This is a genomic window from Janibacter cremeus (assembly GCF_013409205.1).
GTDB lineage: Bacteria > Actinomycetota > Actinomycetes > Actinomycetales > Dermatophilaceae > Janibacter > Janibacter cremeus.
Genome location: NZ_JACCAE010000001.1, coordinates 2,381,725 through 2,408,548, shown reverse-complemented (window position 1 = coordinate 2,408,548; position 26,824 = coordinate 2,381,725). Strand labels below are relative to the sequence as shown.

Genomic DNA, 26,824 nt, shown 5'->3' with positions numbered 1-26,824 from the left:
CCCCGCGACCGTGAGCCCCCGAGCGACCTAGTCGTCGAGCCCGATCTCGTGGTGCTCGGGCGCGAGCCGGTCACGCACAGCGGCCATCGCCTCACCCAGCGCGGTGAACTGCTCGGGGGTGAGGATGTCCACGAGGTGCTCGCGCACCGACTCCACGTGCCTGCTGGCGAGCTCGTCGAGGATCCTGCGGCCGTCGTCGGTGAGCACGAGCTCGACGCCACGGCCGTCGTCGGTGGCCCGGCAGCGCTCGACCCAGCCGCGCTTCTCCAGCCGCGCGGCGGTGTGCGTCACCCGAGAGCGTGACTGCACGATGTCGTCGGCAAGGCGGGACATGCGCGTGCGCTGGCCGGGCGACTCGGAGAGCATCGACAGCAGCTCGTACTCGGTCAGCTGCATCTTGTGGGGCGCCAGGTCGTCGCCGAGCGCCTTGTCGAGCAGGCGCGTCCCGCGCAGGAAGGCGCGCCAGTGCTTCTGCTGCTGTGCATCCAGCCACTTGGGGCCGCTCACAGTCGTCCCGCCACCTCGAGTGCGAAGTACGTGAGAATCATCTGCGCTCCCGCCCGCCTGATGTGGATGAGCGACTCGAGCACCGCTGCGTCGCGGTCGATCCAGCCGCGGTCCGCGGTGGCGACGATCTGCGCGTACTCGCCGGAGATCTGGTAGGCCGCGACGGGCACGGTCGAGATCTGTGCCGTGGCGGCGATGATGTCCAGGTGCGGCTGGGCCGGCTTGACCATGATGATGTCAGCGCCCTCGGCGAGATCCAGCTCGACCTCGCGCAGGGCCTCGACGGCGTTGGCCGGGTCCTGCTGGTAGGTCGCCCGGTCGCCGGTGAGAGATGACTGCACGGCCTCGCGGAAGGGGCCGTACAGCGCCGAGGTGTACTTCGCGGCGTAGGCCAGCACGAGCGTGTCGGTGTGGCCGGCGGTGTCCAGGGCCGCGCGCACACGGGCGACCTGGCCGTCCATCATCCCGGAGAGCCCGAGTACGTGGGCCCCTGCGGCCGCCTGCGCGAGCGCCATGTCGGCGTACCGCGCCAGGGTGGCGTCGTTGTCGACGACCGTCCGGCCGGCGGGGTCGGTCGTGAGCACCCCGCAGTGGCCGTGGTCGGTGAACTCGTCGAGGCACAGGTCGGTCATGACGACCAGCTCGTCACCAACCGCGTCGACGACGGCCCGGGTGGCCACGTTGAGGATCCCCTCGGGGTCGTCCGCGCCGGAGCCGCGCGCGTCCTTGGTCTGCGGCACCCCGAAGAGCATGACTCCACCGATGCCGGCGGCGACGCAGGCGCGAGCCTCCTCGACCAGCGAGTCGATGGTGTGCTGCACCGCTCCCGGCATGGAGGAGATCTCCACCGGCGCGTCGATACCCTCACGGACGAAGACGGGCAGGACCAGATCAGCCGGGTGCAGCCGGGTCTCCGCGACGAGACGGCGAAGGGGGCCACTGCCCCGAAGTCGCCGCGGACGCACCTGCGGTCCGGTCGGGACGGACGTCGCGGGAGTCACCCCTTCGCCTTCTTGCGGCGGGTCGTCGCCTTCTTGCGGCGGGCACTCGGACGCTGGGGCTCCTCCCCTGCCTCGATGGCTGCAGCGGCCAGCTTGCGACCGTGGTCGGCCAGCGCCTCGACGAGGCTCGCTCCGGTGGCCTCGGGGGCCATGACGTCGACGCGCAGACCCGCCTCCTCGGCCGTCTTGACCGTGGCCGGCCCGATGCAGGCGATGACAGTGGCCGGGTGCGGCTTTCCGGCGATGCCGACGAGGTTGCGCACCGTGGAGGACGAGGTGAAGACGACCGCGTCGAAGGCCCCCTGCTTGATCGCGTCGCGAGTCGGCGCCGGAGGCGGCGTGGCGCGCACCGTGCGGTACGCGGTGACGTCGTCGACCTGCCAGCCCATCTCCTGCAGACCGGCCACGAGCGTGTCGGTCGCGATGTCGGCTCGAGGCAGGAAAACACGGTCGATCGGGTCGAGAACCTCGTCGTAGGGCGGCCACTCCTCGAGCAGGCCGCGGGCGGACATCTCCCCGGTCGGCACGAGGTCGGGCTCGATCCCCCAGTCGCGCAGCGCATCGGCAGTGACGCCACCGACCGCAGCGATCTTCAGCCCCGAGAACGCGCGGGCGTCGAGACCGAACTCCTCGAACTTCTCCCGGATCGCCTTGACGGCGTTGACCGAGGTGAAGCCGATCCACTGGTAGCGGCCGGTGACGAGGCCGCGCACGGCGCGCTCGACGGCCTGCGGCGTGCGGGGCGGCTCGACGCTGATCGTCGGGACGACCTCGCTCGTGGCGCCGTGGCCGAGCAGCTGCTTGGCGGTCGGGCCGGCCTGGTCCTTCGTCCGCGGGATCAGGACGTTCCAGCCGTAGAGCGGCTTGGTCTCGAACCAGGACAGCGTGCTGCGCATGGCGACGGTCGGACCGACGATCGCCAGGGTCGGGACCTCCAGCCCGACGACGGCGTCGGCGGCCTCGGCCAGGGTGGTCCCGTGGGTGACCTGCGAGGTGGTCGTCCCGCCCTGGGTGAGGGCGACGGCGGTCTCGCCGTCACGGCCGTTGGCCAGCAGGTTGGCGAAGGCCGGGACGAGGTGCTCGGGCAGCCCGAGCAGCACGAGCGTGACGTCGTCATCGACCGAGGCCGACAGGTCCGGGCGCTTGGACCCGGAGACGCTGACGACGTGGAGGGCGCCGGTCGAGCGGTTGGTCAGCGGGACACCGGCGTAGGACGGCACGGCGCTCACGGCGGAGACCCCCGGGACGACGTCGAAGTCGATGTCCGCCTTGACCAGGGCGGACGCCTCCTCGGCGAGGCCGTTGAAGGTCGCTGGATCGCCGTCCATGAGACGTACGACGAGCCCGCCCTTGTGCGCCTTGGCCGTCTTGACGACGAGCTTGGCACGCGAGGCGTGGGTGAGCTGCTGGCCGTGCTCACCGTGGCTGGCATCGACGATCTCGACGCCCTCCCCGGTCATCGAGGCGACGATCTCCTCGTTGGTCAGCTGGTCGGTGATGACGGCGTCGGCCTGCGACAGCAACTCGACGGAGGCGACGGTCATCAGTGATGCGTCACCCGGTCCGGCGCCGACGAAGGCGACTCGGGCCGGTCGGCGTGCTGCGGCGTTGGCGGATGCGGTCGAGCGCTGGGGGGTCACTGGGCATGCTCCGAAGCGGTCGTGGGGTGGGTGGCGGACAAGTCGGCGAGCGCGGGCGCGCCGTCGGCGATGAGGGTCCGGGCGAGGCGGCGACCGAGGTCCTCCGCCTCCCCGAGTGGGCCGGTGATGGACCGGCGCAGCTCCCCGGAGCCGTCCGTCGCGGCGACGACGGCTCGCAGGGAGAGGATCGGGCCGTCGAGGTCGTCGACGACCTCGGCGAGGGCACCGACCGGGGCAGCACAGCCGGCCCCGAGCTCGGCGAGGACACCGCGCTCGGCGGTGACGGCAGCCCGGGTGTCGGCGTCGTCGATGGGACGAAGGGCGGCGAGCACCTGCTCGTCCCCCTCGCGGCACTCAACGCCCAGGGCTCCCTGCCCGGGGGCGGAGAGCATCTGGATCGGCTCGAGCACCTCGGTGACCCGCTCCTGCAGGCCGGACCGGGTCAGGCCGGCGTGCGCCAGGACGATCGCGTCGAGCTGGCCCTCGCCGGGGCCGACCAGGTCGAGTCGGGTGCCGAGGTTGCCGCGGATGTCGCGGAACTCCAGCCCGAGCCCGAGGCAGGCCAGCTGGGCGCGGCGTCGTGGTGAGCCGGTCCCGACGACCGCCCCCTCACCGAGCTCACCGAGGGTGAGTCCGTCACGGGCGCACAGCGCGTCGCGAGGGTCGACCCGGGCCGGTATGGCGGCGACGACCAGACCGGGCTCCGGCGTGGTCGGCAGGTCCTTCAGGGAGTGCACGGCGATGTCGATCTCGCCGGACAGAAGGGCTTCGCGCAGGGCGCTGGCGAAGACGCCGTGCCCGCCCATGCTGGCCAGCGACGCGCGACTGGTGTCGCCCTCGGTGACGATCTCGACGACGTCGACGTCGTGCCCCCGGGCCCGCAACGCGTCTGCGACGTGTCCGGACTGGGTCATGGCGAGCTTCGATCGGCGGGTGCCGAGACGGAGCGTGGTCACAGCGATCCTCCTTCGGCGTGCAGGTCGAACAACTGGCGCAGGGCGTCCTCGTACTCACCCAAGCGCCCGTCGACCGCCAGCTCCTTGGCCCGCACGGTGGGCTGGTGCAGCAACTTGTCGACGATGCGGTGCACGGCTCGGCCGACCTCCTCGCGGTGGGCGGCGGACATGTCCGGGGCGCGCTGGTCCATCCGGTCCAGCTCGCTCTCGACGACCTGCTGTGCGGCGCTGCGCAGGGCGCGCACGGTGGGCGCGGCGATGCTCGCGGCCCGGACGCCGAGGTGGCGGGTCACGGCATCGCCCACGATGGAGCGGGCCTGCTCGACCTCCGGCACGGTCCCGTCGGCACCGAGCATGTCGCCGAGATCGCCCAGGCCGAGCAGGACGATCCCGCTCAGCTCAGCGACCTCGTGGGCGATGTCGTGCGGCAGCGCAAGGTCGATGAAGGCCTGTTTGCGTCCGGACCGCTCGACCTGCGCGTCGGCGGCGTCGGCGAGGGTGACGGCCAGCCCGGTCGACCCGGTGCAGGAGATGACGACATCGGCGGCCGCGAGGGCTCCACCGATCTCGTCGGTGGGCAGAGCACGACCGCCGAGCCGCTCGGCCAGGGCGACGCCGCGCTCGTGGGTGCGGTTGACGACGGTGAGGCGGGCGACGCCGCGGCGCACTGCCGTCGTCGCCGCCAGCGCGCTCATGGACCCGGCGCCGATGACGAGGACGTGGGCGTCGGCGAGCGAGCCGACGTGCTGCTCTGCGCAGTCCAGGCCGGCGGTCACCAGTGAGCGCGAGACCTCGTCCAAACCGGTCTCGGAGTGCACCTGCTTGCCGGTGCGCAGCGCCTGCTGGACGAGGGAGTTCAGGTGGCTGCCCACGTGTCCCTCGCTCTGACCGCGAGCGAGCGCGTCGCGCAGCTGGCCGAGGATCTGCGATTCCCCGACCGCCATCGAGTCCAGACCCGCGGCGACGTTGAATACGTGCGCGACGGCAGCATCGCCGTAGTGCAGGTCGAGGTGCTCCTTGAGGTCCTCGTGGGTGATCGACGTGCTCGACGTCAGCGCGTCGGTGAGGTCGGCGACGGCGCCGTGGAAGGCCGAGACCTCGGCGTAGACCTCGGTGCGGTTGCAGGTGGCGATGACCAGGTGCTCGGAGATGTCCGGGCTGGCCTGCGCCGTGGCGATGATGGCCCCGAGGCTGAGCTCGTCCAGTGCGGCCCGCTCGAGGACGGAGATGGGAGTGCGGCGATGGTTGAAGCCGAAGCTGAGCAAACTCATCGACCAGCTCCCTCCAACAGCTCGTCGGGGTCGATACCGACTCGTTGTTGCTCGTGGAAGGCCAGGATCTGCAGCTCGGTGGACAGATCGACCTTGCGCATGTGCACCCCTTCGGGGACCTGGATGGCGGTGGCGGCGAAATTGAGGATGGAACTGACCCCGGCCGTGACGAGCAGGTCGGCGACCTGCTGGGCGGACTCGGCGGGGGTGGCGATGACGCCGATGCAGGCCTCCCCCGGGGTGACGAGCACGTCAAGTGCGCCCATGGGCTGGATGACGAGGTCATCGAGCATGTGTCCCACCACGGCCGGGTCCCGGTCGAGGAGTGCGACGACCTGGAATCCCTTGGTCGCGAAGCCGCGGTAGGAGGCCAGGGCGCGGCCGAGGTTGCCCATGCCGACGATGACCACCGGCCAGTCGTGGGTCAGACCCAGGGCCCGGGATATCTGGTAGCTCAGGTGGGCGACGTCGTAGCCGACTCCGCGCACCCCGTAGGAGCCGAGGTGACTGAGGTCCTTGCGCAGCTTGGCCGAGCTGACACCAGCACTGTGGGCGAGCTCCTCCGAGGAGACGGAGAGCACGTCGACGGCGGCGAGCTGACCGAGCGCACGCAGGTATCCCGGGAGCCGCGCAACCGTCGCATCAGGGATCTCCCGCTTGGCGGAATGCTCGACGGACACGGTTGCGCACGGCTCCTCTCCACGGTCTCCGGCAGGCGGCGCCGAAGAACCGAACACATCGAGATTACGCTCTTGTGAACAAATGCACAAAGTCGCGGCCCATCGGTCGGGAAGGCCTTGCACCGCGTGGCTCAGCGGCCCAGAGCGGTCCGCAGGCGTCCTTCGTCCACGCGCCAGTAGTCGTGCTGGCGCCCGTCGACGAAGGTCACCGGGATCTCCTCCGTGTACCGGGCGAACGCCGTGTCGGAGTCCAGGAAGACCTCCTCGAAGGAGTCCCCGGTCGCCGCGACAACCCGCTCGATGACCGAGCGGGCCTGGTCACACAGGTGGCAGCCGGGTTTGCCGATCATCACCACGCGAGCGGACGGAAGTGGCACAGCGGCTCCTAGAAGAAGACCGAGCGGCGAGTCACCAGGGCGGAGTACAGCGTCTGCTGAATCGTCTCGCGCACCTGGTCGGTCATCTCGAAGACGAGCATCGGGTCGTCCGCCGCAGCCGTCCCCAAGGAAGCGGTGTCGATGGGCTCACCGAACTCGATGATCCACTTGCTCGGCAGCGGGATCAGGCCCAGCGGACCCAGCAGCGGGAAGAACGGCGTGATCGGCGCGTACGGCGCACCGACGAGGCGCGCCACCGTCTTCATGTTGCCGATCATCGGGTAGACCTCTTCGGCTCCGACGACCGCGCACGGGATGATCGGCACCTCGGAGCGGATCGCTGCGGAGACGAACCCGCCCCGGCCGAAGCGCTGCAGCTTGTACCGCTCCCGGAAGGGCTTGCCGACGCCCTTGAACCCCTCCGGCCAGACGCCGACGAGCTCGCCGCCCCGGAGCAGACGCTCGGCATCGGCGTTGGAGGCCAGGGTCGCGCCGGTCTTGCGGGCGACGTCCCCGACGATGGGCAGCTGGAAGACCAGATCGGCACCGAGCATCCGTAGGGAGCGCTTCCTCGGGTGGGAGTCGTGGATGGCCAGCTGGGTCATGATCGCGTCGATCGCGATCGTGCCCGAGTGGTTCGAGACGAGGAGTGCACCCCCCTCGTCCGGGATGTTCTCGATGCCGCGCACCTCGACGCGGAACCACTTGTCCTTCAGCAGTCGCAGGACCGGGAAGATGGTGTGGACCGCGAAGTCCTCGTCGTACCCGAAATCATCGACGTCGTAGTCACCGCGCACCCGACGCTGCAGGAACTCGATCGTGTCGGCGAAGCGGCGCTCCCAGTCCTCTCCGGCAGCCGCTCCGGCAGCCTGGCCCAGGGTCCGCGAGGTCAGCTGCCCCGCCGACAGCAGCACCGAGAGCAGCTCGGCCAGACCCGGCACGACGGCCTGGCCGGAGTCAGAGGCCCCGCTCGAGCCCTCGGACGCGGCGGTTGATCTGGCCGGCCCCGCCGGCACGGACCGACCGGCAGTCGACGTCGAGCGCCGCGCCGGGGGCTTGCGCCGACCCGTGGGGCGGGGCGTCGAGGCGCGCTGGACCGCGGGTGGGGAGCCGTCGGCTCCCTTGACGACGCGCAGCGTCGGCTTGCGGGTGGTCGCCGTCGACGAGGAGTCGCTGATCAGCGGTGTGCTGCGCCGGCGTGCGCGCTCGCCCCCGGCACGCTCGGCTGCGGCGGCCACGGCACTGGGCTGCTGCGTCGCCTTCTTCGCCGAGGACGTGCTGGTCACCCTTTTACCGGTCGCCTTCTTCGCCGGCGCAGCCTTCTTCGTGGGCGCAGCCTTCTTCGTGGGCGCAGCCTTCTTCGTGGGTGTGGCCTTCGCCCTCGACGCGGGCGTGGCCTTCTTCGTGGCGGTCTTCCTGGTGGACGTGGAGGACGTCGCCTTCTTCGAGGGCGACCGTCGGGTGTTGTCGGCCATCACTTCTCGCTCTCGCTGGTGGGCGTCACCGCGCGAATGGCGGCCTCGGCCGCCTGCACGGCAGTCCACCCGGGCTGGGCGAAGGGCAGTCGGTCCATGATCCGACCCTTCGTCGCCCGGGCAAAGTCCTCGTAGGCAGCGCGGGTGGAGTACCCCGGCTCGAAGCCGAGGGCGTCGCGCATCCGTCCGGTGTCCAGACCGCGACCGAAGGTCAGCATGTCCAGCTGGTCGGAGCCGATGTCCACGAGCCCGAAGCGCTTCGCGAGGTCGGTGATCGTGCCGGTGGCCGTCCGCGGCACGAGCACGAAGGGCCGCCCTGCGATGGTGGCCGCCTGGGAAGCGGTGATGATCCCGTCCCCGGCGACGTTGACCGGACCGAGGCCCGGAGCGTGCACGGCATGGGTCATCGCGGCGACGCAGTCGTCCTCGTGCACGAACTGCAGCCTCGCGTCGTAACCGAAGGGGATCGGGATGACCGGTAGGGAGAAGTGGTCGGTGAAGGCGGTGCGGACCCGCGGGCCGATGACGTTGGCGAAGCGCAGCGTCGTGACCTCGATGTCCGGACGGCGCCGGGAGAGACCACGCACGTAACCCTCCACCTCGACGCTGTCCCGCGCCCAGCCGGAGCGGGGCATCTTCATCGCGGACATGTCCTCGGTGAACATCGCGGGGTCACGAGGGCTGGAGCCGTAGACACCCGCCGTCGACTTCACCACGAGCCTGGTCACCGACTCGGCACGCTGGCACGCGGCGAGCAGCTGCATCGTGCCGATGACGTTGATCTCCTTCTGCGTCGCGCGCCCACCGCCCGCACGGGGGGTCGCGATGACGCCCATGTGCACGACCGTGTCGACGTCGTTGCCGGAGATGATCCTGCTGACCAGGGGGCTGCGGATGTCGGCGCGCATGAACTCGGCACGTCCGATGCCGTGCCGCGGGGGCACGACGTCGACGCCGATGATGCGCTCGACGGTCTCGTCACGGCTGAGGCGTCGGACGAAGGCGCCACCGAGGTGGCGGGAGACACCCACCACGAGCACGGTCCTGGGCACGGAACACCTCCTGTCAGCGACGGCCGGATTGCCGCGTTGTCCGCAGCCTAACGAGCAGGGGAACCCGTGGCGGCGGGAACGGCCCCATCGAGATGGGGATCACCCGGATACCCCCGGGGACGGCGAAGGGGGCCGCACCGGATCCCCGGTGTGGCCCCCTTCGAGGCTCGTCGCTAGAGCTCCTCACGCCTCAGGACAGCGCCCTTCGCGCTGGGTCACTTCTTGTTGCGACGCTGGTGGCGCGTCTTGCGCAGCAGTTTGCGGTGCTTCTTCTTCGCCATGCGCTTGCGTCGCTTCTTGATGACAGAACCCATGCGGTCTTCCTTCGTGTCGTCTTCGGGACCTCGGTGACGGCTCGAGCGATGCCGGCCCTGCGGCAGGCCCCACCGAATGCGAGTCAGGCCGGAAGTCTAACGCCTCACCGACGGTGCTCCTACACACGTGCAGGCGCGGGCGGCGTCAGTCGCCCGGACCATGCACGGGCAGGTGCCTCGTGCGTCCTGGAGGGCGGCTCAGGCCGTCTCGACGAAGGAGGTCTCGAGGTACGTGTGGACCGCGTCCTCGGGCACGCGGAAACTGCGCCCGACGCGGACGGCCGGCAGGTCACCGTTGTGCACCATCCGGTAGACCGTCATCTTCGAGACACGCATGATCGACGCGACCTCAGCCACGGTGAGGAAGCGCACCTCACCCAGAAGATCGTTCGACATGACCACCTCGATCTCTGCAGGGTCGCACCGCCGACCGATATCGGCAGTCCTGAACGAGCCCTTGCAGGTGTCCACCATAGGGGCAGATGTGGCGGCTGTGAAGACGAAGTTGGAGATCGATCACCTAATGTCCATCCGACACGCCGCCTGGCGGGAGAAAATCGGTTTCAGTCGTACCAGACGTCGAGACCGTGCAGGGGGAAGATCGCCTCGCGCGCGGCCATGATCGCCCGATCGACACCGTGGTGGGGGTTGTATCCCATGGCCCACGGCTGCACCCAGATCGGCAGGTCCTTCTCGGACAGGTCCCCCATCGTGGCCGGCCCAGGCTGCCCCGCCACGAGCTCGCAGTGGTCACGCCACTCCTGCGGGATCTCGGTCGCCGCAGGCACGGGGCGGTGGGCAGCGATCGCGGTGAGGTGGGTCCAGGCCCGCGGGACGGCGCTGATGATGTCGTAGCCGCCACCACCCACGGCCACCCACCGACCGTCGGCGACCTCGTGGGCGAGACGGTGGAGGTTGACCGCAGCCTGACGTTGCGCATCGAGGGATATCGACATGTGGGCCAATGGGTCCTCGCGGTAGGTGTCGCACCCGTGCTGGGTCACCAGCACCTGGGGCTCGAAGGCACGCACCACGGGCAGTGCGACCGAGGTGATGGCACGCAACCACGGGCCGTCGACGACACCGGGAGGCAGGGCGACGTTGACCGCAGTGCCCTCCGCGCCGGGGCCTCCCGTGTCCCCGGGCCAACCGGTGCCGGGGAAGAGCGTGCGGCCGGACTCGTGGACCGAGACCGTGAGCACGCGGGGGTCGTCGTAGAACATCGCCTCGACGCCATCGCCGTGGTGCACGTCCACGTCGACGTAGGCGACTCGCTCGGCACCGTTGTCCAGCAACCACTGGATCGCGGCCCCGATGTCGTTGTAGACGCAGAAGCCGGCAGCCCGATCCGGCATGGCGTGGTGCATGCCGCCGGTGAAGTTCACACCGTGCTCGGCCTGACCGGTCCACACCCGACGCGCGACCTCGACCGAGCCGGAGACGATGCGGGCACTCGCCTCGTGGACCCCGGCGAAGGCGGGCACGTCGTCCGTACCGATCCCCCACTGCCCGTCGGCGATCGTCGGGTCGGCCGAGATCGCCTTGACGGCGTCGATGTAGTCGCAGTCGTGGACGGCGCCCAGGACGTCGTCACCGGCGACGCCGACGTCGATGACGTCGACTTGGTCGAACACCCCGAGGGCCCGACACAATCGCGCGGTGAGGTCCAGACGGACCGGCGCCATCGGGTGTCCGACACCGAAGTCGTACTTCGTGAAGTCCTCGCCCCAGATGGCGCACGCCTGTGTGCTCATGCGAGTGACCGTACCCCGGCTAGGGTCGTGTCTGACGAAGACCCGACGACCGGAGGAGTGCTCGTGGCTCGAACCCGCCTGCACAACGAGGACGTGCTCGTGATCGGCCTGGGACGCTTTGGCGGCGCCGTGGCGACCGAGCTGCACCGTCTCGGCAACCGCGTGACCGCACTGGAGCTCGATCCGATGCTCGCCGAGACCTATCTGGGAAGGGTCGGCCGGATCGTCCAGGGCGACGCGACCTCGGTCACGATGATCGAGGAGCTGAAGCCGCACACCTTCTCCGCGAGCGTGCTCGGGGTCGGCTCGTCCATCGAGGCCTCGGTGCTCGCCGCCGTCAACCTCATCGACAACGAGTCACCCAAGGTGTGGGCCAAGGCGGTCTCGCCGGCCCATGCGCGCATCCTCAACCGCATCGGCGTGCACCACGTCCTCTCCCCCGAGATCGAGTCGGGCAAGCGGCTCGCGCACCTCATCGGCAGTCGGCTGATGGACTACATCGAGTTCGACGACGGCTTCGCCATCGTGAAGATGACCCCGCCCCAGGAGGCAGTCGGGTTCACCCTCGAGCAGACCCAGATCCGCCAGAAGTACGGCGTGACCGTCGTGGGTGTGAAGTCCCCCGGCCAGGACTTCACCTACGCCAAGCCGGAGACGAAGGTGCGCAGTGGCGACTTGATCATCGTCAGCGGACCGACCACGCTCATCGAGCGGATGGCTGCCCGGCCCTGACCTCCCGCGGGTGAGGCAGAGCGACCCGGGACGCGAAAATCGAGTCAGGACACAGGTATGACTATGTCCTGACTCGATTTCTGAGTCCGGGGCCGAAGGTGGCCGTGCGTCAGGAGGCGCGGTCCTCGCCGAGGGCGAGCACGAGCGCGATCTCCTCCTCCGGGCCACTCTCGCCGACGACGCGCATCGGGCGACGCTGGTCGGTGGGGCGGAAGCCGAAGCTCGAGGCGAAGGCCACCGCGCGACCGTTGTCCGAGCCGACCCAGTAGAACAGGCGGGCGAAGCCCTGGTCCTCGGCGATCTTGGCGCTCTGGCTGACGAGGCTCGCCGCGACGCCGGCCCCGCGCCACGTCGGGTTGACCCAGAGGCCGAAGAGCTGACCGCCGTCCTCCGACTCGCTCTCGGTCGCGTCACCGATGCTGGCGACACCTACGTACTCCCCGTCGGCCTCGCCGACGAGCCGCACGCTGCGACGCATGCGCGCCCGCCAGAAGTCCTCCGGCTGGTCGGCCTCGTCGGCGTGGTCGGCCACGAAGGCCTCAGGAGCGTCCTGCAACGCTTCCAGCCGAAGGGTGCGGTAGATCTCCCACTCGTCCTCGGTCAGCGCGCGCACAGTGATCTCACTCATGGCAGCACTCTCTCATCCCCGCGGCCGGACGTGGGCCCGGGCCGCAGACTCGTGGTGACAATTCACGGTATCTTCCCCGTCATCGTCGCGGATTCGTCGCTCGGACGCCAGTGCACGAACGCGCACCCGTCCGCGTCCAGGAGCATCGCCGGGCACACTTGCGCGCAGGACCTGCCAGGCATCCGCCGTGAGGAGGCGGACCGACCAACCGCTCACCGGCCGGCGGACCGGTCCGTGCAGGCCTTCACGGCATCGGCCAGGGCATGACGCATCCCGTGTGCCTCGAGCCGGGCGAGGGCGGCCGCCGTCGAGCCTCCCGGGGAGGTGACGTGCGTGCGCAGCACGGCCGGGTCCTCGCCGGTCTCGGCGAGCATCGCACCGGCTCCTCGCACGGCCTGGGTAGCCATGGCCAGGGCCTGCGGGCGGGTCAGTCCCTGGGCGACACCGGCATCGACGAGCCCCTCGACGAAGAGGTAGACGTAGGCGGGCGCCGACCCGGACACCGCCGTGGCGGCGTCCTGCTGCGACTCCGGCAGCACGATCGTGCGACCGGTCGGGGCCAACAGCTCGCGCACCCGGGTGAGCTGCTCGTCGGAGACGTCGTCGGAAGGGCTGAGGACGGTCATGCCCTGACCGACCTTGGCCGGGGTGTTGGGCATCGCCCGGATCGCCGCCGTCCCCGCGGACAGGTGGCCGGCCAGGTCGGCGAGGGAGACGCCGAGGGCCATGGAGACGACGATCGCGTCGGGACGAAGGGAGGGCGAGATCGCCTCGAGCAGGTCCGCCACGCCGTAGGGCTTGACGAGGAGGAGGTGGACGTCGGCACGGGCGGCCGCATCCTCCGGCTCGACGACCTCGACCCCGGGATGCTCGGCGTACTGCTCGCGCAGCCGGTCGGCCTGCTCCGACCGCCGCACCACCGCGAGGACCTGTGCACCACCACCGGCCACGAGCCCGTCGAGGACGGCCCCGCCCATCGAACCGACTCCGTAGATCGCCGTCGTCATCGCACACGCTCCTCGTCCTGGGGTATTGGTGGTCCAGCGTAGTCAGCCGCGCCCGGCGAGCATCGTGGCCAACCGGCGCATGCCGGAGGGGCGACGGGCCAGATCGTGCAGGTACTCCAGCCACTGCGGCCCGTACGGCACGAGCACGCGCACCCGGTGCCCCGCATCGGCCGTGCGCATCTGCAGCTCGGGCTGCGCTCCGAGGAAGAACTGGTACTCCAGGCCCTCGGGACCGCGACCGGACTGGTCGGCCAGGCCGTCTGCGAGGTCGAGGAGCAGCGGCTCGTGCGTGGCCACGACGGTGTGCACGCCCGACCCGAGGAGGTCGGCGAGGCAGCGCACGAAGGCCAGGTCCGCCTCGTGGGGGTCCTGCCAGGCCTCGGAGGCGGGATCGCCCACTCCGCCGCGCACGAGGCGGACGCGCGTGCCAGTGGCCGTCAGTCGCGCGACATCGCCCTCGCTGCGGTGGCGCCGGGCGACAACAGAGGCGGTCAGGCGCGGGTAGCGCTCACGGGTGGACTCCACGAGGTCCAGGGTCGCCTCGGCCGCCGGTGCGGTCCCTGAGCGCAGCGTGATGTCGACGCGGTGCTCGTCACCGGCAGCGCAGACCTCGGCAAGAGCCCGTGCGGCGCGGCCGGTGTCGGTAGCGATGCCCAGCTGCTCGGGCGCCAGGTAGATCTCGGGCCGGTAGTCGCCTCCTGCGGCGACCGGGGCGAGGCGCTCGATGGCAGTGACTGCGTCGGTGATCGTCGCGTCGACCCCTGCGGCGTCCTCCGCGGGCGGCAGGAGGGGGTGGATGGCCGCCAGCCGATTGGTCCGTCGTAGTCGCTGCACCTGAGCCACGGCGTCGTCGGTGCCCTCACCGGCGACGAAGCGTGCCCGCGCGCTCGTGACGGCACGGGAGGCCGCGACGCGGTCACGGCTGTCGGGGGCGAGGAGCGCATCCAGCGTGCGTGCGCGGAGTCGGTCGGCGCTCATCGGGCCCATGGGACTCACGCGGTGGCCTCGGGAGAGTGCAGGCGATAGGCGCCGGGGACGACCTGCCAGGTGCGCTCACGGGCCGGCTCGAGTGTCTCCCCGTCGGCATTGGCAGCGAAGTCGTGGTTCACACCGGTGACAGTCACCGTCTGCGCCCGCAGGGAGACGACGTCGTCGAGGTCGGTGTGGCGGCCCCTGTTGACGGTTGCGGCATAGAGCAGGCGCCGCTTGGCGGAGATCGTCCTGGAGACGACGACCTCCGCCTTGCCGTCGCCTGGGTTCGCGTCGGGAGCGATCCGGGTGCCGCCGCCGACGCTCTGACCGATCGTCACGACGACCTGGAGGATGCGGTGCGAACCGTCGGCGACGACCTCGCCGTCCGCCACGACCTTCAGGTGCCGACCCACCTGGCCGAACCCCGCGGCGAATCCGCCGATGACGTAGCCGATCGGCCCGAGCCGCTCCTTCCAGGGGGCGGCGATTCGACCGGCCTCCTCCCCCACGCCGATGTGGACGGCATTGGCGACGAGCCGGTCCTCGTCGTCGATGAGCACGTCCACGGGACGTGGCGGGCTGTCGATGACGATCCGGGCAGCCTCGGCGGGGTCGGTCGGCAGCTCGACGGTGCGGGCGAAGTCGTTGCCCGTCCCCATCGGCAGCAGCCCGACGGTGGGTGGGTCCTGGCCGAGATGACCCGCACGGCACAGGGCCGTGACGAACGCGTTGAGCGACCCGTCGCCGCCCGCGACGATGATCTCGCGTCCGTCCCGTCCCGCGAGCGCCTCGGTCAGCTCCGTGATGGTACCCGTGGTGACGACGTCGACGTCGCCGTGCTCGCGCAGCACTGCCAGGGCAGCGTCGGTGCGCGCCCGGTCGCTGCTGCCCGCGGAGGAGTTGGCGATGAAGAGGAACCGTCTCACGTCGTCAGCCTACGGCTGCCGTCACGGCGTGCGACGCCGGAGGGTGAGGCTTCCCAGGACGAGCGCGACGGCGATCCAGATCGCGATGACGAGCAGCGGGAGCCCCAGGTCCCCCGCCGGCTCGGCACTGCCCGCGACGGCATTCGCGGCGTCCACGACATAGGACAGGGGCAGCACGTCGGAGACGAGCTCGAGCGTCCGCGGCAGCTGGTCACGGGGCACGAGCAGACCGCACAGCAGGAACTGCGGCAGGACCGTCGCGGGCATCAGCTGCACGGCCTGGAACTCCGTGCTGGCGAAGGCCGAGGCGAAGAGCCCCAGGACCGTCCCGAGCACCCCGCTGCCGACGACGACGAGGACGAGCCAGGCCAGCGCGCCGGCGACCTCGAGCCCGAAGAACCACACCGTGATCGTGGTGACGACGGTGCCCTGGACGACGGCGAGGAGGCCGAAGGCCAGGGCATAGCCCACGACGAGGTCGCCCTTGCCCAGGGGCGTGGTCAGCAACCGCTCGAGGGTGCCGCTCGTGCGCTCGCGCAGGGTGGCGACGCTCGTGACGACGAACATGATGACGAAGGGGAAGATCGTCACCAGGACGGGGCCGACGCGATCGAAGAGCGGGCTGTCGACGTAGATCCACGCGAGCAGGCCCATGAGCACGATCGGCATGACGATCAGCAGCGCGAGGGTGCGGCGGTCCCGACGCACCTGTCGCAGCACTCGGGCGGCGGTGGCAAGGGTCAGACGAGGGTTCATGCCGCCACCTCGTCCACGAGCGCCAGGAAGGCGCCCTCCGCGTCCGCGGCCCCGGTGCGCTCGAGGAGGTGGGCAGGGGTGTCATCGGCGAGTACCGCGCCTTCGCGCAGCAGCACCAGGCGGTCACACCGGCTGGCCTCGTCCATGACGTGGCTGGAGACGAGCAGCGTGACCCCGTCGTCCGCGAGTCGGCGGAAGAGGGCCCACAGGTCGCGTCGCAGCACCGGGTCGAGGCCAACGGTCGGCTCATCGAGGACGAGGAGCTCGGGGTCGCCGACGAGGGCGGCGGCCAGCGATGCCCGACCGCGTTGTCCGCCCGACAGTGCGTCGGTGCGCTCGTCGGCGTGACCGGCCAGATCCACGCGGGAGACCACCGCGTCCGCGGCAGCCTGCGGGTCGGCGACCCCGAGCAGCCGGGCGAAGTGGGTGGCGTTCTCCCTGACGGTCAGGTCGCCGTAGACGCTCGGCGCTTGTGTGACGTACCCGACCCGCTTGCGCAGTCGGCGGTGGCCGGCCGGCAGTCCGAGCACCTGCACGTCGCCGGAGTCGGTCTGCTGCACGCCGACGATCGCGCGCATCACCGTCGACTTGCCGCCGCCGCTGGGTCCGAGCAGCCCGACCACTTGTCCGGTGGGGACCCGCAGGTCCAGGTCTGGGATGACGAGCCGATCACCCCGGGTGACCGTCAGCCCGGTGATCTCGATCGCGCAATTCACCATGCGGTGAATTCTCCTCCTGCGTCGCGCCCCCGCGCAACTGCCTTCGCCCTCCGTGCGCCGAGCGGTCGCGTGAAGGGGTGGGGCGCGTCAGGGAACGAGCAGACGCTGGATGGGCGGGGCCAGCACGGCGACGATCTCCTCCGGGTCGGCCTCGACCATCGGCGGCACCTCGACCACGTAGCGCAGCAGCCCCATCCCCACGAGCTGGGCGCCGACGGCCGCGACCGTCAGCTCCGGGAGGACGTCGTCATCGCCGAAGATGTGCGCCAGGCTCGTCAGGACGCTGCGGGAGACGAAGTCGCGCAGCAGGTGCGCCGCCTCCTCGTGGGAGGCCACGGCGCCGACCATCGCCTGGAACCGGGCGCGACCCTCGGGGCTGTCCCAGACCCGCAGGAAGGTGCGCACGATCCGCTCCCCCGCGCCCTCGGGCGGACCGGCCACGGCCGCCGCGATCTGGCCCTCGATCCCGGCAGGCACGCCGATGACCTCGGCGAAGAGACCGGACTTGCCGTCGAAGTAGTGGTGCACCAGGGCCGGGTCCACCCCGGCCTCGCGGGCGATGCCACGGACCGAGGTGCCGTCGTACCCCTTCGCCGCGAAGCACCCACGGGCCACGTCGAGGATCTCCGTGCGGGTATCCCCGCCCCCGGACCGACGGCCGCGGGTGGTCATGACGATGCGGCGTCGGGGACGTGCACTGCCTGACCGAGGTACTGGCGCGCGAAGTCGAGGGACTCGCGCAGGTCGAGCTCGCGCTCCTTGGGACGTCGGCGGGTCCCGACCTCGAGGACGACGGCTCCCGCGTACCCGCTGCCGGCGACGTGCTCGAGGACCTGCGCGCACGGCTGGGTGCCACGACCCGGGACGAGATGGTCGTCCTTGAGCGTGGTCAGCATCCCGTCCGCGAGGTGGATGTGGGCAAGCCGGTCACCCAGGTCCAGAACCATCTGCATCGCGTCGCTGCGCGCCGTCGCGGTGTGCGACAGGTCGATGGTCACGTGGTCGTAGGGCTGGGGCACCGGGTCCCAGTGCGGCAGGTAGGCCTGCACCGACTGCCCGCGGGCCGCCCACGGGAACATGTTCTCCACCGCGATGACGATGTCCGCGTCGTTCTCGCGCTCGGCGACGCCGTCGGCGAAGGCTCGGGCGTACTCCTTCTGCCAGCGGAACGGTGGGTGCAGCACGACGGTCGGTGCGCCCACCGCATGGGCCAGCTCGATCGAGCGGTCGACCTTGCCCCACGGGTCCGTCCCCATCACGCGCTGGGTCAGCAGCAGCGTCGGCGCGTGGATCGAGACGATGTCCAGACCGTGGTGCTCCGCGAGCGCGTTGAGCGCCGGGGCGTTCTGCGAGACCGGGTCGTTCCAGACCATGACCTCGACGCCGTCGTAGCCGAGATCGGCCGCGTACTCGAAGGCCGCCGCCGTCCCCGCGGGGTACACGGATGCCGTGGACAGGGCCACCGGGATCGGACGCGCTTCAGCCATACCTCGAGCGTAGACCTCGGGAAGGTCGACCGGTCACCCCATCAGGTCGAGATAGCGCAGCAGCACGCCCTCGCGCATCGCCCAGGGGCAGATGCTCAGCTCCTGGACGCCCAGCAGGTCCATCGACGCCTCGGCGATGATCCCGCCGGCGAGGATCTGTCGGGCGCGGGCGGCGGAGACCCCGGCGAGGCCGGCGCGCTGCGCTGCCGTCATCGCAGCGACCCTGGCGATCGTCTCGCGCACGTCGTCCACGTGCAGCGTGCGCAGGACGTAGGGACCCTCCCCGCTGGGGGCCGCTCCGGCGATGCGGGCCAGCGAGCGCACCGTCTTGCTGGTGCCGACGACGCTGTCCGGGGTGGCCGCCTTGGCGTAGGGACGGATCTCCCTGGCCAGGGACGCGCGGACCGTGCGGCGGGCGGCCCTGATGTCCTCGGCGCTCGGCGGGTCCCCCGGCAGGTGGTCCTGGGTCACCCGACCGGCCCCGAGCAGGAGGGACTTGGCGACGTCCGGCTCCTCGTCGTCGCCGAGAGTGAGCTCGAGCGAGCCGCCGCCGATGTCGATGACGAGCAGCCGCCCGGCGGACCACCCGACCCAGCGGCGCGCCGCGAGGAAGGTCAGCCGCGCCTCGTCGGTGCCCTGGAGGACCTGCAGGTCCACGCCGGTCTCGCTGCGCACGCGCTCCAGGACGGCGTCGCCGTTGGGTGCCTCGCGGATGGCGCTGGTGGCGAAGGCGAGGATCTCCTCCACGCCCTGGTCCTCGGCGATCCCGAGGCACTCGTGGACGAAGCGGGCGAGGTCCGCGGCCCCGGACTCGTCGATGGCGCCCTCGGCGTCGACGTGCTCGGCGAGCCGCAGCACCATCTTGTGCTTGGTCGCCGGGATCGGCGCGGCACCGTGATGGGCGTCCACGACGAGCAGGTGGACGGTGTTCGATCCGATGTCGATGACCCCAAGACGCACGGGGGCCACAGTAGACCCGAAGGAGACGGAGCGGTCGCGCGGCTGCGTCCCCACTAGGGTGTCGCCCGTGGAGCAGGACAGCGAACGGCACCCCGGCGAGACCGACCTGGCGACGGCACGGACGTGGGTCGAGTTCGACGACCCGGCGCAGGAGGGGCAGCGCTTCCGCTGCGACCTGACGTGGTTGACCTCGTCGTGGACGTGCATCTTCGGCAACGGCTGCCACGGGATCGACTCCGACCAGCCGGACTTCGGGTGCTGCGTGCTCGGGGCGCACTTCACCGACTTCGACGACGTCAAGCGGGTCAAGGCGATCGCTGACGAGCTCGGCGAGGACGAGTGGCAGCTGCACCCGGGCACGACCCGCCGCTCGGCGTGGACGGAGAAGGAGGACGGCGAGCTGAAGACGAAGGTCGTCGACGGCGCCTGCATCTTCTTCAACCGGCCCGGCTTCCCCGCGGGGGCGGGCTGCGCGCTGCACCAGCACGCGATCCTCACCGGCGTGGAGCCGCACACGACCAAGCCGGACGTGTGCTGGCAGCTGCCGATCCGACGCACCTACCGCGACGTCGAGCTGCCCGACGGGACCAGCTACCTCGAGGTCAGCATCGGCGAGTACGACCGGCGCGGGTGGGGCGCCGGCGGGCACGAGCTCGACTGGTACTGCTCCGGCAGCCCTGACGCCCACACCGCACCCGACCCGGTCTACGTCAGCGAGCGCGCCGGCCTCATCGAGCTCATGGGCGCGGACGGGTACGAGCAACTCGCCGAGCGCTGCGAGGCGCACCTGGCCCTCGTGGCCACGGCGACCGGGACGAAGGGGGCAGCGGGACCCCCTTCGCCCGCCGGCCGGGACCTGCTGCCACTGCTCGTCCACCCCGCGACCCTGGCCGCCCGGGAGAGGTGATGGATCCGGCGGCCCTGCGCGACCTCGTCCGTGGCGAGCTGGCCGCCCGGGTGGGCGAGGGGGTGGTCACCATCGACCCCGACGTGGTCGCCGCGCACTCCAGCGACGAGGCGCTGTTCTGCCCGGACGACGGCGCCGTGGCCCTGGTGCGGGCGCGAACGGTGGCGGACGTGCAGGCGACGATGCGCTTCGCCTCCCGCCACGGCGTCCCGGTCGTCCCCCAAGGAGCGCGCACCGGCCTGTCCGGCGGCGCGAACGCCGTGCCCGGCTGCCTGCTGCTGTCCGTCGCATCGATGACGCAGGTGCTCGGCCTCGACCCCGGCGAGCGCACCGTCACCGTCGAACCGGGGATCATCAACGCCGACCTCAAGGACGTCGTCGCCGAGCACGGTCTGTCCTACCCACCCGACCCGGGCTCGGTCGCGATCTCCTCCATCGGCGGCAACGTCGCCACCAACGCCGGCGGCCTGTGCTGCGTGAAGTACGGCGTCACCCGCGACTACGTGCGGGCGCTGCAGGTGGTCCTGGCCGACGGCTCCCTGACGACGATCGGGGCGACGACGGCGAAGGGGGTGTCCGGGCTCGACCTGCGCTCTCTCTTCGTCGGGTCGGAGGGGACGCTCGGCATCATCGTCGGGATCACCTTGCGTCTGGTGCCGCTCCTGCCGCCACCGCTGACCGCGGTGGCGACCTTCGCCGACGAGCGGGCCGGTGCGGCAACGGTGTCGGCCTTCATGGCCTCCGGTGCGCAGCCGTCGATGCTCGAGTCGCTGGACCGCACGAGCCTGGCCATCCTCAACGCCTACGGCGACTTCGGGCTGGACACGCACGCCGGCGCGATGCTGCTCATGCAGTCGGACGGCGGGGGCAGCCGGGATGCGGCGATGACGGAGATCGGCGCCTTCACCCGGCAGGCCGAGGCACAGGGCGCGCTCGACGTCGCCTTCTCCGATGACGCCGCCGACAACGAGGCCCTCGTCGCTGCCCGACGACTGGCGCAGCCGTCCTTCGAGCACTACGCCCACTCCCACGGCGGTGGGCAGCTGCTCGACGACGTGTGCGTGCCGCGGCAGCAGCTGCCGTCCTTCTACGAGCGGCTCGGCACCATCCGGGACGCGAGCGGCCTGACGATCGCGACCGTGGCGCACGCCGGCGATGGCAACCTGCACCCGTCGGTCTTCTTCTCCACCGCCGACCCGGACGAGGTCGCGCGGGCGCACAGGGCCTTTGACGAGATCATGGCCCTGGGTCTGGAGCTCGGCGGCACGATCACCGGCGAGCACGGCGTCGGTCATCTCAAGCGCGAGTGGCTCGCCCGCGAGCTCGACGAGGGCAACCGAGGCATCCACCGCGCGGTCAAGACCGCACTCGATCCGCTCGGGATCCTCAACCCGGGCAAGATGTTCGCCCACCTGTGAGGTCGTCCGGCGCTGTTGTCACCGTGGCCGCGTAGGTTCTGACCCATGGCGAGCAAGAAGACACCCGTCCACCGGTGCAGCGAGTGCGGCTGGACGAGCGTGAAGTGGGTCGGCCGGTGCGGCGAGTGCCAGGCCTGGGGCACGGTCGAGGAGGTCGGTGGCGCGACGACGCGGACCTTCGCCGCTGCACGCGTGGAGCGCCCGGCCGTACCGATCCGTCAGGTCGACGGCGACCACGCCGCCCACCGCAGCTGCGGTGTCCCCGAGTTCGACCGCGTTCTGGGGGGTGGGCTCGTGCCGGGGTCGGTGGTCCTCGTGGCCGGCGAGCCGGGCATCGGCAAGTCGACACTGCTGCTCGACGTGGCCGCCCGCGTGGGCGAGGGGCGGCGTGTGCTCTACATCAGTGGCGAGGAGTCCGCGGCGCAGGTGCGCGGCCGGGCCGAGCGGATCGGCGCGATCACCGACGGGCTCTACCTCGCTTCCGAGACGGATCTGGCGACGGTGCTGGCCCAGATCGACCAGGTCAAGCCGGATCTCGTCGTCATCGACTCGGTGCAGACCGTGGCCTCGGGCGAGGTGGACGGCGCCGCCGGCAACGTCGGCCAGGTCCGCGAGGTCGCCGGCTCGCTCATCCAGGCGGCCAAGTCGGCCGGCTTCGCGATGCTCCTCGTCGGCCACGTGACCAAGGACGGGTCCATCGCCGGCCCGCGGGTGCTCGAGCACCTCGTCGACGTCGTCGTGCAGTTCGACGGCGACCGTCACTCCCGGCTGCGGCTGGTCCGCGCCGTGAAGAACCGGTATGGCCCCACGGACGAGGTCGGCTGCTTCGACCTGCACGACACCGGCATCGTCGGGTTGAGCGACCCGAGTGGCCTCTTCCTGTCCAGCCGGCACATCACCGTCCCGGGCACCTGCGCGACCGTCACCCTCGAGGGTCGTCGGCCGCTCGTCGTCGAGATCCAGGCCCTGGTCACCCCCTCGCAGATCCCCACACCGCGCCGGGCCAACGTCGGTCTGGACTCCGGTCGCGTGGCGATGATCATCGCCGTGCTCGACAAGCGCGCGGGTGCACCGATCGTCAATGCCGACACCTACGTCTCGACCGTCGGCGGGGTGAAGATCACCGAGCCGTCGAGCGACCTGGCCGTCGCTGTGGCCATCGCCAGCGCCGTCCTCGAGCAACCGGTCGCCCACGACCTGCTCGCGCTCGGCGAGGTGGGGCTCAGCGGCGAGGTGCGCCCGGCCGTCGGGGTGGCCCGCCGACTGACCGAGGCCGCCCGGCTCGGCTTCCGCACCGCGCTGGTGCCCAAGGGCGCGCTGGCCGATGCCGCCGCTCCGTCCGGCATGGAGGTCGTCGAGGTCGTGGACGTCGCCTCCGCGATCGAGCAGGTCCGGGCCCGTCCGCCCTCGAGCCGCCCACGCTCCGTCGCACGACCTAGACTCACCCCGTGACCGAACCCGACGAGGACCTCTTCCGGGCGACCCTTGCCGCGGTCGCGCCCGGTACGCCGCTGCGCGACGGACTCTCCCGCATCATGCGCGGGAACACGGGCGCCCTCATCGTCATGGGCTATGACACGAGGGTCGACGCGCTGTGCACCGGCGGCTTCGACGTCAACATCGAGTTCTCCGCGACGCGACTGCGTGAGCTGGCGAAGATGGACGGCGCGATCATCATCGACGCCAACGTCAGCCGGATCCACAAGGCTGCCGTACAGCTCGTACCCGACCCCATGATCGAGACGACCGAGAGCGGCACCCGCCACCGCACCGCGGAGCGGGTCGCACGGCAGACCGGCAACCCCGTGCTGTCGGTGAGCCAGTCGATGCACATCATCGCCCTCTACGTCGACGGTCGTCGGCACGTGCTGCGCACCGCCTCCGATTTGCTCTCCCAGGCCAACCAGGCGATGCAGACTCTCGAGCGGTACACGACCCGACTGACTGAGGTGACCGGGGCACTGTCCGCCCTGGAGATCGAGGACCTGGTCACCGTCCGCGACGTCGCCATCGTGCTCCAGCGCCTCGAGATGGTCCGGCGAATCCACACCGAGATCGCCGAGTACGTCCTCGAGCTCGGCGTCGACGGGCGACTGCTGAGCCTGCAGCTGGAGGAGCTGACGGCCGGCCTCGACGCCAACATGCGCACGGTGATCCTCGACTACCTCGAGCCCGACGGCGCGGTCGAGACGCACACCGACGTCCTGGACAACCTCTCGCAGCTCGATGCCGCCGAGCTGCTCGACCTCGGCCACGTGGCCAAGTCGCTCGGCTTCCCCATCGTCGGCGAGTCCCTCGACGCGACCGTCGGTCCCCGTGGCCTGCGCATCCTGAGCAAGATCCCGCGACTTCCGGGCGCGATCACCGAGCGGCTGGTCGAGCACTTCGGCTCGTTGCAGCCCCTCCTGGCAGCCGGTCTCGACGACCTCATGGCGGTCGAGGGCGTCGGGGAGCTACGTGCCCGCATGGTCCGGGAGGGCCTCTCACGCCTCGCCGAGTCATCGATCCTCGAGCGCTACGTCTAGATGGGGCGGTTCCTCGCCTCCTACCTCGCCGGCATCGTCGTGGTCGTCGGTGGCTGGTTCGGGTGGACGAGCGCCGACCGCGTCGACGAGGCCGTCAGCGCCTCGGCCGACCTGGTCGTGCCGCGCCCGTCGGGGGACGCACACTCACAGGACCGCGCGGTCTCACCTGCACCCAGCGACCCCGACCGCACGCTCTCGACCGTGGGCACCGAGCCGAGCCCACTCTGCCGGATCCGCACGCCGTCGAGCGCCCCCGGCATGAACCGCGTCATGACGCGCCTCGACGACCAGCCCACCCTCCGGGGCGGTGACCACGGAGGCAGTGTGAAGCTCGCCGATGGTCGCCGGATGCTCTTCTACGGCGACACCATCCGGGACCCGACGACCGTCTCGCCCTTCATGGTCCGCAACTCGGTGCTCGTCCTCGACCACGGTTGCCTTCGGCCGATGGACGGTCAGGACGGGGAAGCCGTCATCCCGGACGATCCGGACGACACCGGGTACTGGCCGATGTCGATGCGTGCCGTCCAGGTCCCCGGCGGTACCCGCGTCCAGGTGATCACCAACCGGGTGCGGGCGGTTGGGCCTCTCGAGGACGGCACCACACCCGACTCGCCGGACGGCTTCCGCACGCTGGGGTCGTCCCTGGCCACCTTCGAGGTCCCGACGGGCCGCACCCCACACTTCGTCGGGCAGACCCAGTTGACGCCCGACACGACCGACCCGCGGGTGCCCACGTGGGGTGCCGCGATGTGGGAGCACGACGGCATGCTCTACGTCTTCGGCACCGCCAGCAACGTCACGAAGACGACCGCCGGGTGGTCCCTCCACGTCGCCCGCACGCGCCCCGACGAGCTGTCCGATACAGGCGCGTGGGAGTACTGGGACGGGAGCCGCTGAGGGCCCGGCGCTGCGAAGGCCACCCCGCCCGCGGCCGCACAGCTGGTCCCCGCGGAGAAGGGGGTCTCGCACGTGCTGTCGGTCTTCGAGCGCGAGGGCGCCTGGTACGCCGTGAGCAAGGAGGGCGACTTCCACGGCACCTCCATGGCGGTGTGGAAGGCGCCCGAGGTGACCGGCCCCTGGACCAAGCATCTGGTCCGGCCGCTGGAGACCTCCGATGGAATCCGGCGATACACGCCCTTGGCACACCCGGACTTCGCCCTGCCGTCGGGCCGGCTGCTCGTCTCGTGGAGTGAGTCGCCCACCGACAGCGGCCTGTACTACACCAACCCGGAGATGTACCGCCCGCAGTTCGACGAGATCACGTTGCCATGACCGAAGCCGCCGGACCGCTGCTCCACCACGCCGTCGCGTCCTGGTACGCGGACCACGGTCGCGACCTGCCGTGGCGCGAGCCCGAGTGCCCTGCGTGGGGTGTCTACCTGTCCGAGGTGATGTCCCAGCAGACCCCCATCGCGCGGGTGCTGCCCATCTGGCAGCGCTGGATGGAACGCTGGCCGACCCCCTTCGACCTGGCCTCGGACACCCCGGGCGAGGCGGTGCGGATGTGGGACCGACTGGGCTACCCGCGCCGGGCGTTGCGCCTGTGGGAGTCGGCGACGGTGATGGTCGAACGGCACGACGGCGAGGTCCCGAGCGAGCACGCGGACCTGCTCGCGCTGCCGGGAGTGGGCGCCTACACGGCTGCGGCAGTCGCCTCCTTCGCCTTCGGGGACCCGCACACCGTCGTCGACACCAACGTCCGACGGGTCCTCGCCCGCACGATCACGGGTCAGCAGCACGCCGCGGCGTCGCTCACGGTCGCCGAGACCCGGCTCGCCGAGCGCTCGATGCCGGGTGAGGTGGGCGAGGCCAATGCGTGGAACGCCGCGGTCATGGAACTGGGCGCACTGGTGTGCACGGCCCGCTCCCCCGCGTGCGGCGAGTGCCCGGTCGCGCACTTGTGCGCCTGGCAGCTCGCCGGACGCCCCGAGCAGGAGGGACCACCGCGACGAGGCCAGACATGGCACGGCACGGACCGGCAGGTCCGCGGGCGGATCGTCCAGCTGTTGCGGGAGAGCGCGGACCCGGTGACGCGCACGGCGATCGCGGCCACGTGGCCCGACGACGAGTCGAAGGTCGAGCGCTGCCTCGCCGGGCTGCTCGAGGACGGGCTGGCCGAGCAGGGCACGGACGGGCGCTACTCGCTGCCCTCCTGAGCGGGCAGCTGCCGCAGCATGCGGGAGTTGCCGAGGGTGTTGGGCTTGACCCGCTCGAGGTCGAGGAACTCTGCCACACCCTCGTCGTAGGAGTGCAGCAGCTCGACGTAGACCTCGGGGTCGACGGCCTGCCCGTCGATCTCATCGAAGCCGTGGCGGGTGAAGAACTCGGTCTCGAAGGTCAGGCAGAACAGGCGCCGCACACCCAGGGCGATGGCGTCCTCGGTGAGGGCCTGCAGCAGCCGGCCCCCGACCCCACGGCCGAGGTGCGCGTCGGCGACGGCCAGAGTGCGGATCTCGGCGAGGTCCTCCCACATCACGTGCAGGGCGCCGCAGCCGACGACCTCGTCGTCGACCTCGGCCACGTGGAACTCCTGCAGCCCCTCGAAGTAGGCGACGGTGTCCTTGCTGACCAGGACCCGGCGCTCGGCCAGTGGGGCCACGAGGTCGCGGATGGCCCACACGTCCGTGGTGCGGGCTCGACGGATGGTGAGGCTCACTCGGCCCAACCTACGCCCCCGCCCACCGACGGGGGCGCAGGTCGACGCGAAAGGCGATCAGCGCGTCTCGTGCTTCGGCTGGCTCTGCACGTTCAGCGCAC

At 71.1% G+C, this 26,824-nt stretch carries 30 protein-coding genes; 8 read left to right on the top strand and 22 right to left on the bottom strand.

Annotated elements, in window-relative coordinates; translation table 11 throughout:
• Positions 1 to 27: 27 nt before the first annotated feature.
• The 12 genes from BJY20_RS11435 to BJY20_RS11380 form a co-directional block, all read right to left on the bottom strand.
• Complete coding sequence (locus BJY20_RS11435) at positions 28 to 507, bottom strand: MarR family transcriptional regulator (RefSeq protein WP_185991646.1); 480 nt, start codon at positions 505 to 507, stop codon at positions 28 to 30.
• Positions 504 to 1,508 (bottom strand): porphobilinogen synthase, encoded by a 1,005-nt coding sequence (gene hemB, locus BJY20_RS11430; protein ID WP_185991645.1) that lies wholly within the window; start codon positions 1,506 to 1,508, stop codon positions 504 to 506. The genes BJY20_RS11435 and hemB overlap by 4 nt, the downstream gene beginning before the upstream one ends.
• The gene (locus BJY20_RS11425; RefSeq protein WP_185991644.1) at positions 1,505 to 3,148 is read right to left on the bottom strand and encodes a uroporphyrinogen-III synthase; all 1,644 of its coding nucleotides are present in this window, start codon (positions 3,146 to 3,148) and stop codon (positions 1,505 to 1,507) included. The genes hemB and BJY20_RS11425 overlap by 4 nt, the downstream gene beginning before the upstream one ends.
• On the bottom strand, positions 3,145 to 4,104 hold the full coding sequence (gene hemC / locus BJY20_RS11420) for a hydroxymethylbilane synthase (protein WP_185991643.1): 960 nt from the start codon (positions 4,102 to 4,104) through the stop codon (positions 3,145 to 3,147). Before hemC ends, BJY20_RS11425 begins: the two co-directional genes overlap by 4 nt.
• On the bottom strand, positions 4,101 to 5,375 hold the full coding sequence (locus tag BJY20_RS11415) for a glutamyl-tRNA reductase (RefSeq protein ID WP_185991642.1): 1,275 nt from the start codon (positions 5,373 to 5,375) through the stop codon (positions 4,101 to 4,103). Before BJY20_RS11415 ends, hemC begins: the two co-directional genes overlap by 4 nt.
• A complete protein-coding gene (locus tag BJY20_RS11410; protein ID WP_185991641.1) occupies positions 5,372 to 6,055 on the bottom strand; it encodes a redox-sensing transcriptional repressor Rex in 684 nt (227 codons plus the stop codon). Before BJY20_RS11410 ends, BJY20_RS11415 begins: the two co-directional genes overlap by 4 nt.
• A gap of 131 nt (positions 6,056 to 6,186) precedes the next feature.
• Complete coding sequence (locus tag BJY20_RS11405; protein ID WP_343062864.1) at positions 6,187 to 6,432, bottom strand: glutaredoxin family protein; 246 nt, start codon at positions 6,430 to 6,432, stop codon at positions 6,187 to 6,189.
• Between the two features lie 8 nt (positions 6,433 to 6,440).
• Positions 6,441 to 7,907 carry a lysophospholipid acyltransferase family protein gene (locus tag BJY20_RS11400; RefSeq protein WP_185991640.1) on the bottom strand — a complete coding sequence of 489 codons (1,467 nt, stop codon included), beginning with the start codon at positions 7,905 to 7,907 and terminating at the stop codon, positions 6,441 to 6,443.
• The gene (locus BJY20_RS11395) at positions 7,907 to 8,959 is read right to left on the bottom strand and encodes an NAD-dependent epimerase/dehydratase family protein (protein WP_185991639.1); all 1,053 of its coding nucleotides are present in this window, start codon (positions 8,957 to 8,959) and stop codon (positions 7,907 to 7,909) included. Before BJY20_RS11395 ends, BJY20_RS11400 begins: the two co-directional genes overlap by 1 nt.
• A gap of 215 nt (positions 8,960 to 9,174) precedes the next feature.
• Positions 9,175 to 9,273 (bottom strand): 30S ribosomal protein bS22, encoded by a 99-nt coding sequence (locus tag BJY20_RS11390; RefSeq protein WP_003792170.1) that lies wholly within the window; start codon positions 9,271 to 9,273, stop codon positions 9,175 to 9,177.
• Positions 9,274 to 9,471: 198 nt separating this feature from the next.
• A complete protein-coding gene (locus tag BJY20_RS11385) occupies positions 9,472 to 9,669 on the bottom strand; it encodes a helix-turn-helix domain-containing protein (protein WP_185991638.1) in 198 nt (65 codons plus the stop codon).
• A gap of 167 nt (positions 9,670 to 9,836) precedes the next feature.
• Positions 9,837 to 11,027, bottom strand: coding sequence for an acetoin utilization protein AcuC (locus BJY20_RS11380; RefSeq protein WP_185991637.1), 1,191 nt, complete (start codon positions 11,025 to 11,027; stop codon positions 9,837 to 9,839).
• A 63-nt stretch (positions 11,028 to 11,090) separates the two neighbouring features.
• Here BJY20_RS11380 and BJY20_RS11375 point away from each other — a divergent pair, with 63 nt between their 5' ends.
• Complete coding sequence (locus tag BJY20_RS11375; RefSeq protein WP_185991636.1) at positions 11,091 to 11,759, top strand: NAD-binding protein; 669 nt, start codon at positions 11,091 to 11,093, stop codon at positions 11,757 to 11,759.
• 109 nt (positions 11,760 to 11,868) lie between these two features.
• Here the strand turns inward: BJY20_RS11375 and BJY20_RS11370 are convergent, their stop codons facing one another.
• The 9 genes from BJY20_RS11370 to BJY20_RS11330 form a co-directional block, all read right to left on the bottom strand.
• Positions 11,869 to 12,387, bottom strand: a complete 519-nt coding sequence (locus BJY20_RS11370; protein ID WP_185991635.1) for a GNAT family N-acetyltransferase — start codon at positions 12,385 to 12,387, stop codon at positions 11,869 to 11,871.
• Positions 12,388 to 12,599: 212 nt separating this feature from the next.
• A complete protein-coding gene (gene proC, locus BJY20_RS11365) occupies positions 12,600 to 13,394 on the bottom strand; it encodes a pyrroline-5-carboxylate reductase (protein ID WP_185991634.1) in 795 nt (264 codons plus the stop codon).
• Between the two features lie 42 nt (positions 13,395 to 13,436).
• Positions 13,437 to 14,372 carry a proline dehydrogenase family protein gene (locus BJY20_RS11360; RefSeq protein WP_185991633.1) on the bottom strand — a complete coding sequence of 312 codons (936 nt, stop codon included), beginning with the start codon at positions 14,370 to 14,372 and terminating at the stop codon, positions 13,437 to 13,439.
• 14 nt (positions 14,373 to 14,386) lie between these two features.
• On the bottom strand, positions 14,387 to 15,292 hold the full coding sequence (locus BJY20_RS11355) for a diacylglycerol kinase family protein (protein WP_185991632.1): 906 nt from the start codon (positions 15,290 to 15,292) through the stop codon (positions 14,387 to 14,389).
• Positions 15,293 to 15,313: 21 nt separating this feature from the next.
• Positions 15,314 to 16,048, bottom strand: a complete 735-nt coding sequence (locus BJY20_RS11350; RefSeq protein WP_185991631.1) for an ABC transporter permease — start codon at positions 16,046 to 16,048, stop codon at positions 15,314 to 15,316.
• The gene (locus tag BJY20_RS11345) at positions 16,045 to 16,767 is read right to left on the bottom strand and encodes an ABC transporter ATP-binding protein (RefSeq protein ID WP_185991630.1); all 723 of its coding nucleotides are present in this window, start codon (positions 16,765 to 16,767) and stop codon (positions 16,045 to 16,047) included. Before BJY20_RS11345 ends, BJY20_RS11350 begins: the two co-directional genes overlap by 4 nt.
• 87 nt (positions 16,768 to 16,854) lie before the next feature.
• The gene (locus BJY20_RS11340; protein ID WP_185991629.1) at positions 16,855 to 17,439 is read right to left on the bottom strand and encodes a TetR/AcrR family transcriptional regulator; all 585 of its coding nucleotides are present in this window, start codon (positions 17,437 to 17,439) and stop codon (positions 16,855 to 16,857) included.
• The gene (locus BJY20_RS11335; RefSeq protein WP_185991628.1) at positions 17,436 to 18,254 is read right to left on the bottom strand and encodes a sugar phosphate isomerase/epimerase family protein; all 819 of its coding nucleotides are present in this window, start codon (positions 18,252 to 18,254) and stop codon (positions 17,436 to 17,438) included. Before BJY20_RS11335 ends, BJY20_RS11340 begins: the two co-directional genes overlap by 4 nt.
• A gap of 33 nt (positions 18,255 to 18,287) precedes the next feature.
• Positions 18,288 to 19,214: a Ppx/GppA phosphatase family protein gene (locus BJY20_RS11330; RefSeq protein WP_185991627.1), complete on the bottom strand. Its 927-nt coding sequence runs from the start codon at positions 19,212 to 19,214 to the stop codon at positions 18,288 to 18,290.
• Between the two features lie 67 nt (positions 19,215 to 19,281).
• Between BJY20_RS11330 and BJY20_RS11325 the strand changes: the two genes are divergently transcribed.
• From BJY20_RS11325 to BJY20_RS11295, 7 genes are all read left to right on the top strand, one after another.
• A complete protein-coding gene (locus tag BJY20_RS11325) occupies positions 19,282 to 20,121 on the top strand; it encodes a DUF3109 family protein (RefSeq protein WP_185991626.1) in 840 nt (279 codons plus the stop codon).
• Complete coding sequence (locus BJY20_RS11320) at positions 20,121 to 21,539, top strand: FAD-binding oxidoreductase (protein WP_185991625.1); 1,419 nt, start codon at positions 20,121 to 20,123, stop codon at positions 21,537 to 21,539. The genes BJY20_RS11325 and BJY20_RS11320 overlap by 1 nt, the downstream gene beginning before the upstream one ends.
• 45 nt (positions 21,540 to 21,584) lie before the next feature.
• Positions 21,585 to 22,991 carry a DNA repair protein RadA gene (gene radA / locus BJY20_RS11315; protein ID WP_185991624.1) on the top strand — a complete coding sequence of 469 codons (1,407 nt, stop codon included), beginning with the start codon at positions 21,585 to 21,587 and terminating at the stop codon, positions 22,989 to 22,991.
• Positions 22,988 to 24,064 carry a DNA integrity scanning diadenylate cyclase DisA gene (gene disA, locus BJY20_RS11310; RefSeq protein ID WP_185991623.1) on the top strand — a complete coding sequence of 359 codons (1,077 nt, stop codon included), beginning with the start codon at positions 22,988 to 22,990 and terminating at the stop codon, positions 24,062 to 24,064. Before radA ends, disA begins: the two co-directional genes overlap by 4 nt.
• On the top strand, positions 24,065 to 24,964 hold the full coding sequence (locus BJY20_RS11305) for a hypothetical protein (protein WP_185991622.1): 900 nt from the start codon (positions 24,065 to 24,067) through the stop codon (positions 24,962 to 24,964).
• Between the two features lie 72 nt (positions 24,965 to 25,036).
• Positions 25,037 to 25,339, top strand: a complete 303-nt coding sequence (locus tag BJY20_RS11300) for a hypothetical protein (RefSeq protein ID WP_185991621.1) — start codon at positions 25,037 to 25,039, stop codon at positions 25,337 to 25,339.
• Entirely contained in the window at positions 25,336 to 26,223 is an 888-nt protein-coding gene (locus BJY20_RS11295) for an A/G-specific adenine glycosylase (RefSeq protein WP_185991620.1), read from the top strand. The genes BJY20_RS11300 and BJY20_RS11295 overlap by 4 nt, the downstream gene beginning before the upstream one ends.
• Here BJY20_RS11295 and BJY20_RS11290 read toward each other — a convergent pair.
• Complete coding sequence (locus BJY20_RS11290) at positions 26,205 to 26,723, bottom strand: amino-acid N-acetyltransferase (RefSeq protein WP_185991619.1); 519 nt, start codon at positions 26,721 to 26,723, stop codon at positions 26,205 to 26,207. The genes BJY20_RS11295 and BJY20_RS11290 overlap by 19 nt on opposite strands.
• Positions 26,724 to 26,824 lie beyond the last annotated feature (101 nt).

What these genes read in the sequence shown, in the direction of transcription:
- BJY20_RS11415 (WP_185991642.1), bottom strand. Translation starts at nt 5,375, where the DNA reads ATGAGTTTGCTCAGCTTCGGCTTCAACCATCGCCGCACTCCCATCTCC.
- BJY20_RS11400 (WP_185991640.1), bottom strand. Translation starts at nt 7,907, where the DNA reads ATGGCCGACAACACCCGACGGTCGCCCTCGAAGAAGGCGACGTCCTCC.
- BJY20_RS11390 (WP_003792170.1), bottom strand. Translation starts at nt 9,273, where the DNA reads ATGGGTTCTGTCATCAAGAAGCGACGCAAGCGCATGGCGAAGAAGAAG.
- BJY20_RS11385 (WP_185991638.1), bottom strand. Translation starts at nt 9,669, where the DNA reads ATGTCGAACGATCTTCTGGGTGAGGTGCGCTTCCTCACCGTGGCTGAG.
- BJY20_RS11380 (WP_185991637.1), bottom strand. Translation starts at nt 11,027, where the DNA reads ATGAGCACACAGGCGTGCGCCATCTGGGGCGAGGACTTCACGAAGTAC.
- BJY20_RS11370 (WP_185991635.1), bottom strand. Translation starts at nt 12,387, where the DNA reads ATGAGTGAGATCACTGTGCGCGCGCTGACCGAGGACGAGTGGGAGATC.
- proC (WP_185991634.1), bottom strand. Translation starts at nt 13,394, where the DNA reads ATGACGACGGCGATCTACGGAGTCGGTTCGATGGGCGGGGCCGTCCTC.
- BJY20_RS11360 (WP_185991633.1), bottom strand. Translation starts at nt 14,372, where the DNA reads ATGAGCGCCGACCGACTCCGCGCACGCACGCTGGATGCGCTCCTCGCC.
- BJY20_RS11350 (WP_185991631.1), bottom strand. Translation starts at nt 16,048, where the DNA reads ATGAACCCTCGTCTGACCCTTGCCACCGCCGCCCGAGTGCTGCGACAG.
- BJY20_RS11345 (WP_185991630.1), bottom strand. Translation starts at nt 16,767, where the DNA reads ATGGTGAATTGCGCGATCGAGATCACCGGGCTGACGGTCACCCGGGGT.
- BJY20_RS11340 (WP_185991629.1), bottom strand. Translation starts at nt 17,439, where the DNA reads ATGACCACCCGCGGCCGTCGGTCCGGGGGCGGGGATACCCGCACGGAG.
- BJY20_RS11335 (WP_185991628.1), bottom strand. Translation starts at nt 18,254, where the DNA reads ATGGCTGAAGCGCGTCCGATCCCGGTGGCCCTGTCCACGGCATCCGTG.
- BJY20_RS11320 (WP_185991625.1), top strand. Translation starts at nt 20,121, where the DNA reads ATGGATCCGGCGGCCCTGCGCGACCTCGTCCGTGGCGAGCTGGCCGCC.
- radA (WP_185991624.1), top strand. Translation starts at nt 21,585, where the DNA reads ATGGCGAGCAAGAAGACACCCGTCCACCGGTGCAGCGAGTGCGGCTGG.
- BJY20_RS11305 (WP_185991622.1), top strand. Translation starts at nt 24,065, where the DNA reads ATGGGGCGGTTCCTCGCCTCCTACCTCGCCGGCATCGTCGTGGTCGTC.
- BJY20_RS11295 (WP_185991620.1), top strand. Translation starts at nt 25,336, where the DNA reads ATGACCGAAGCCGCCGGACCGCTGCTCCACCACGCCGTCGCGTCCTGG.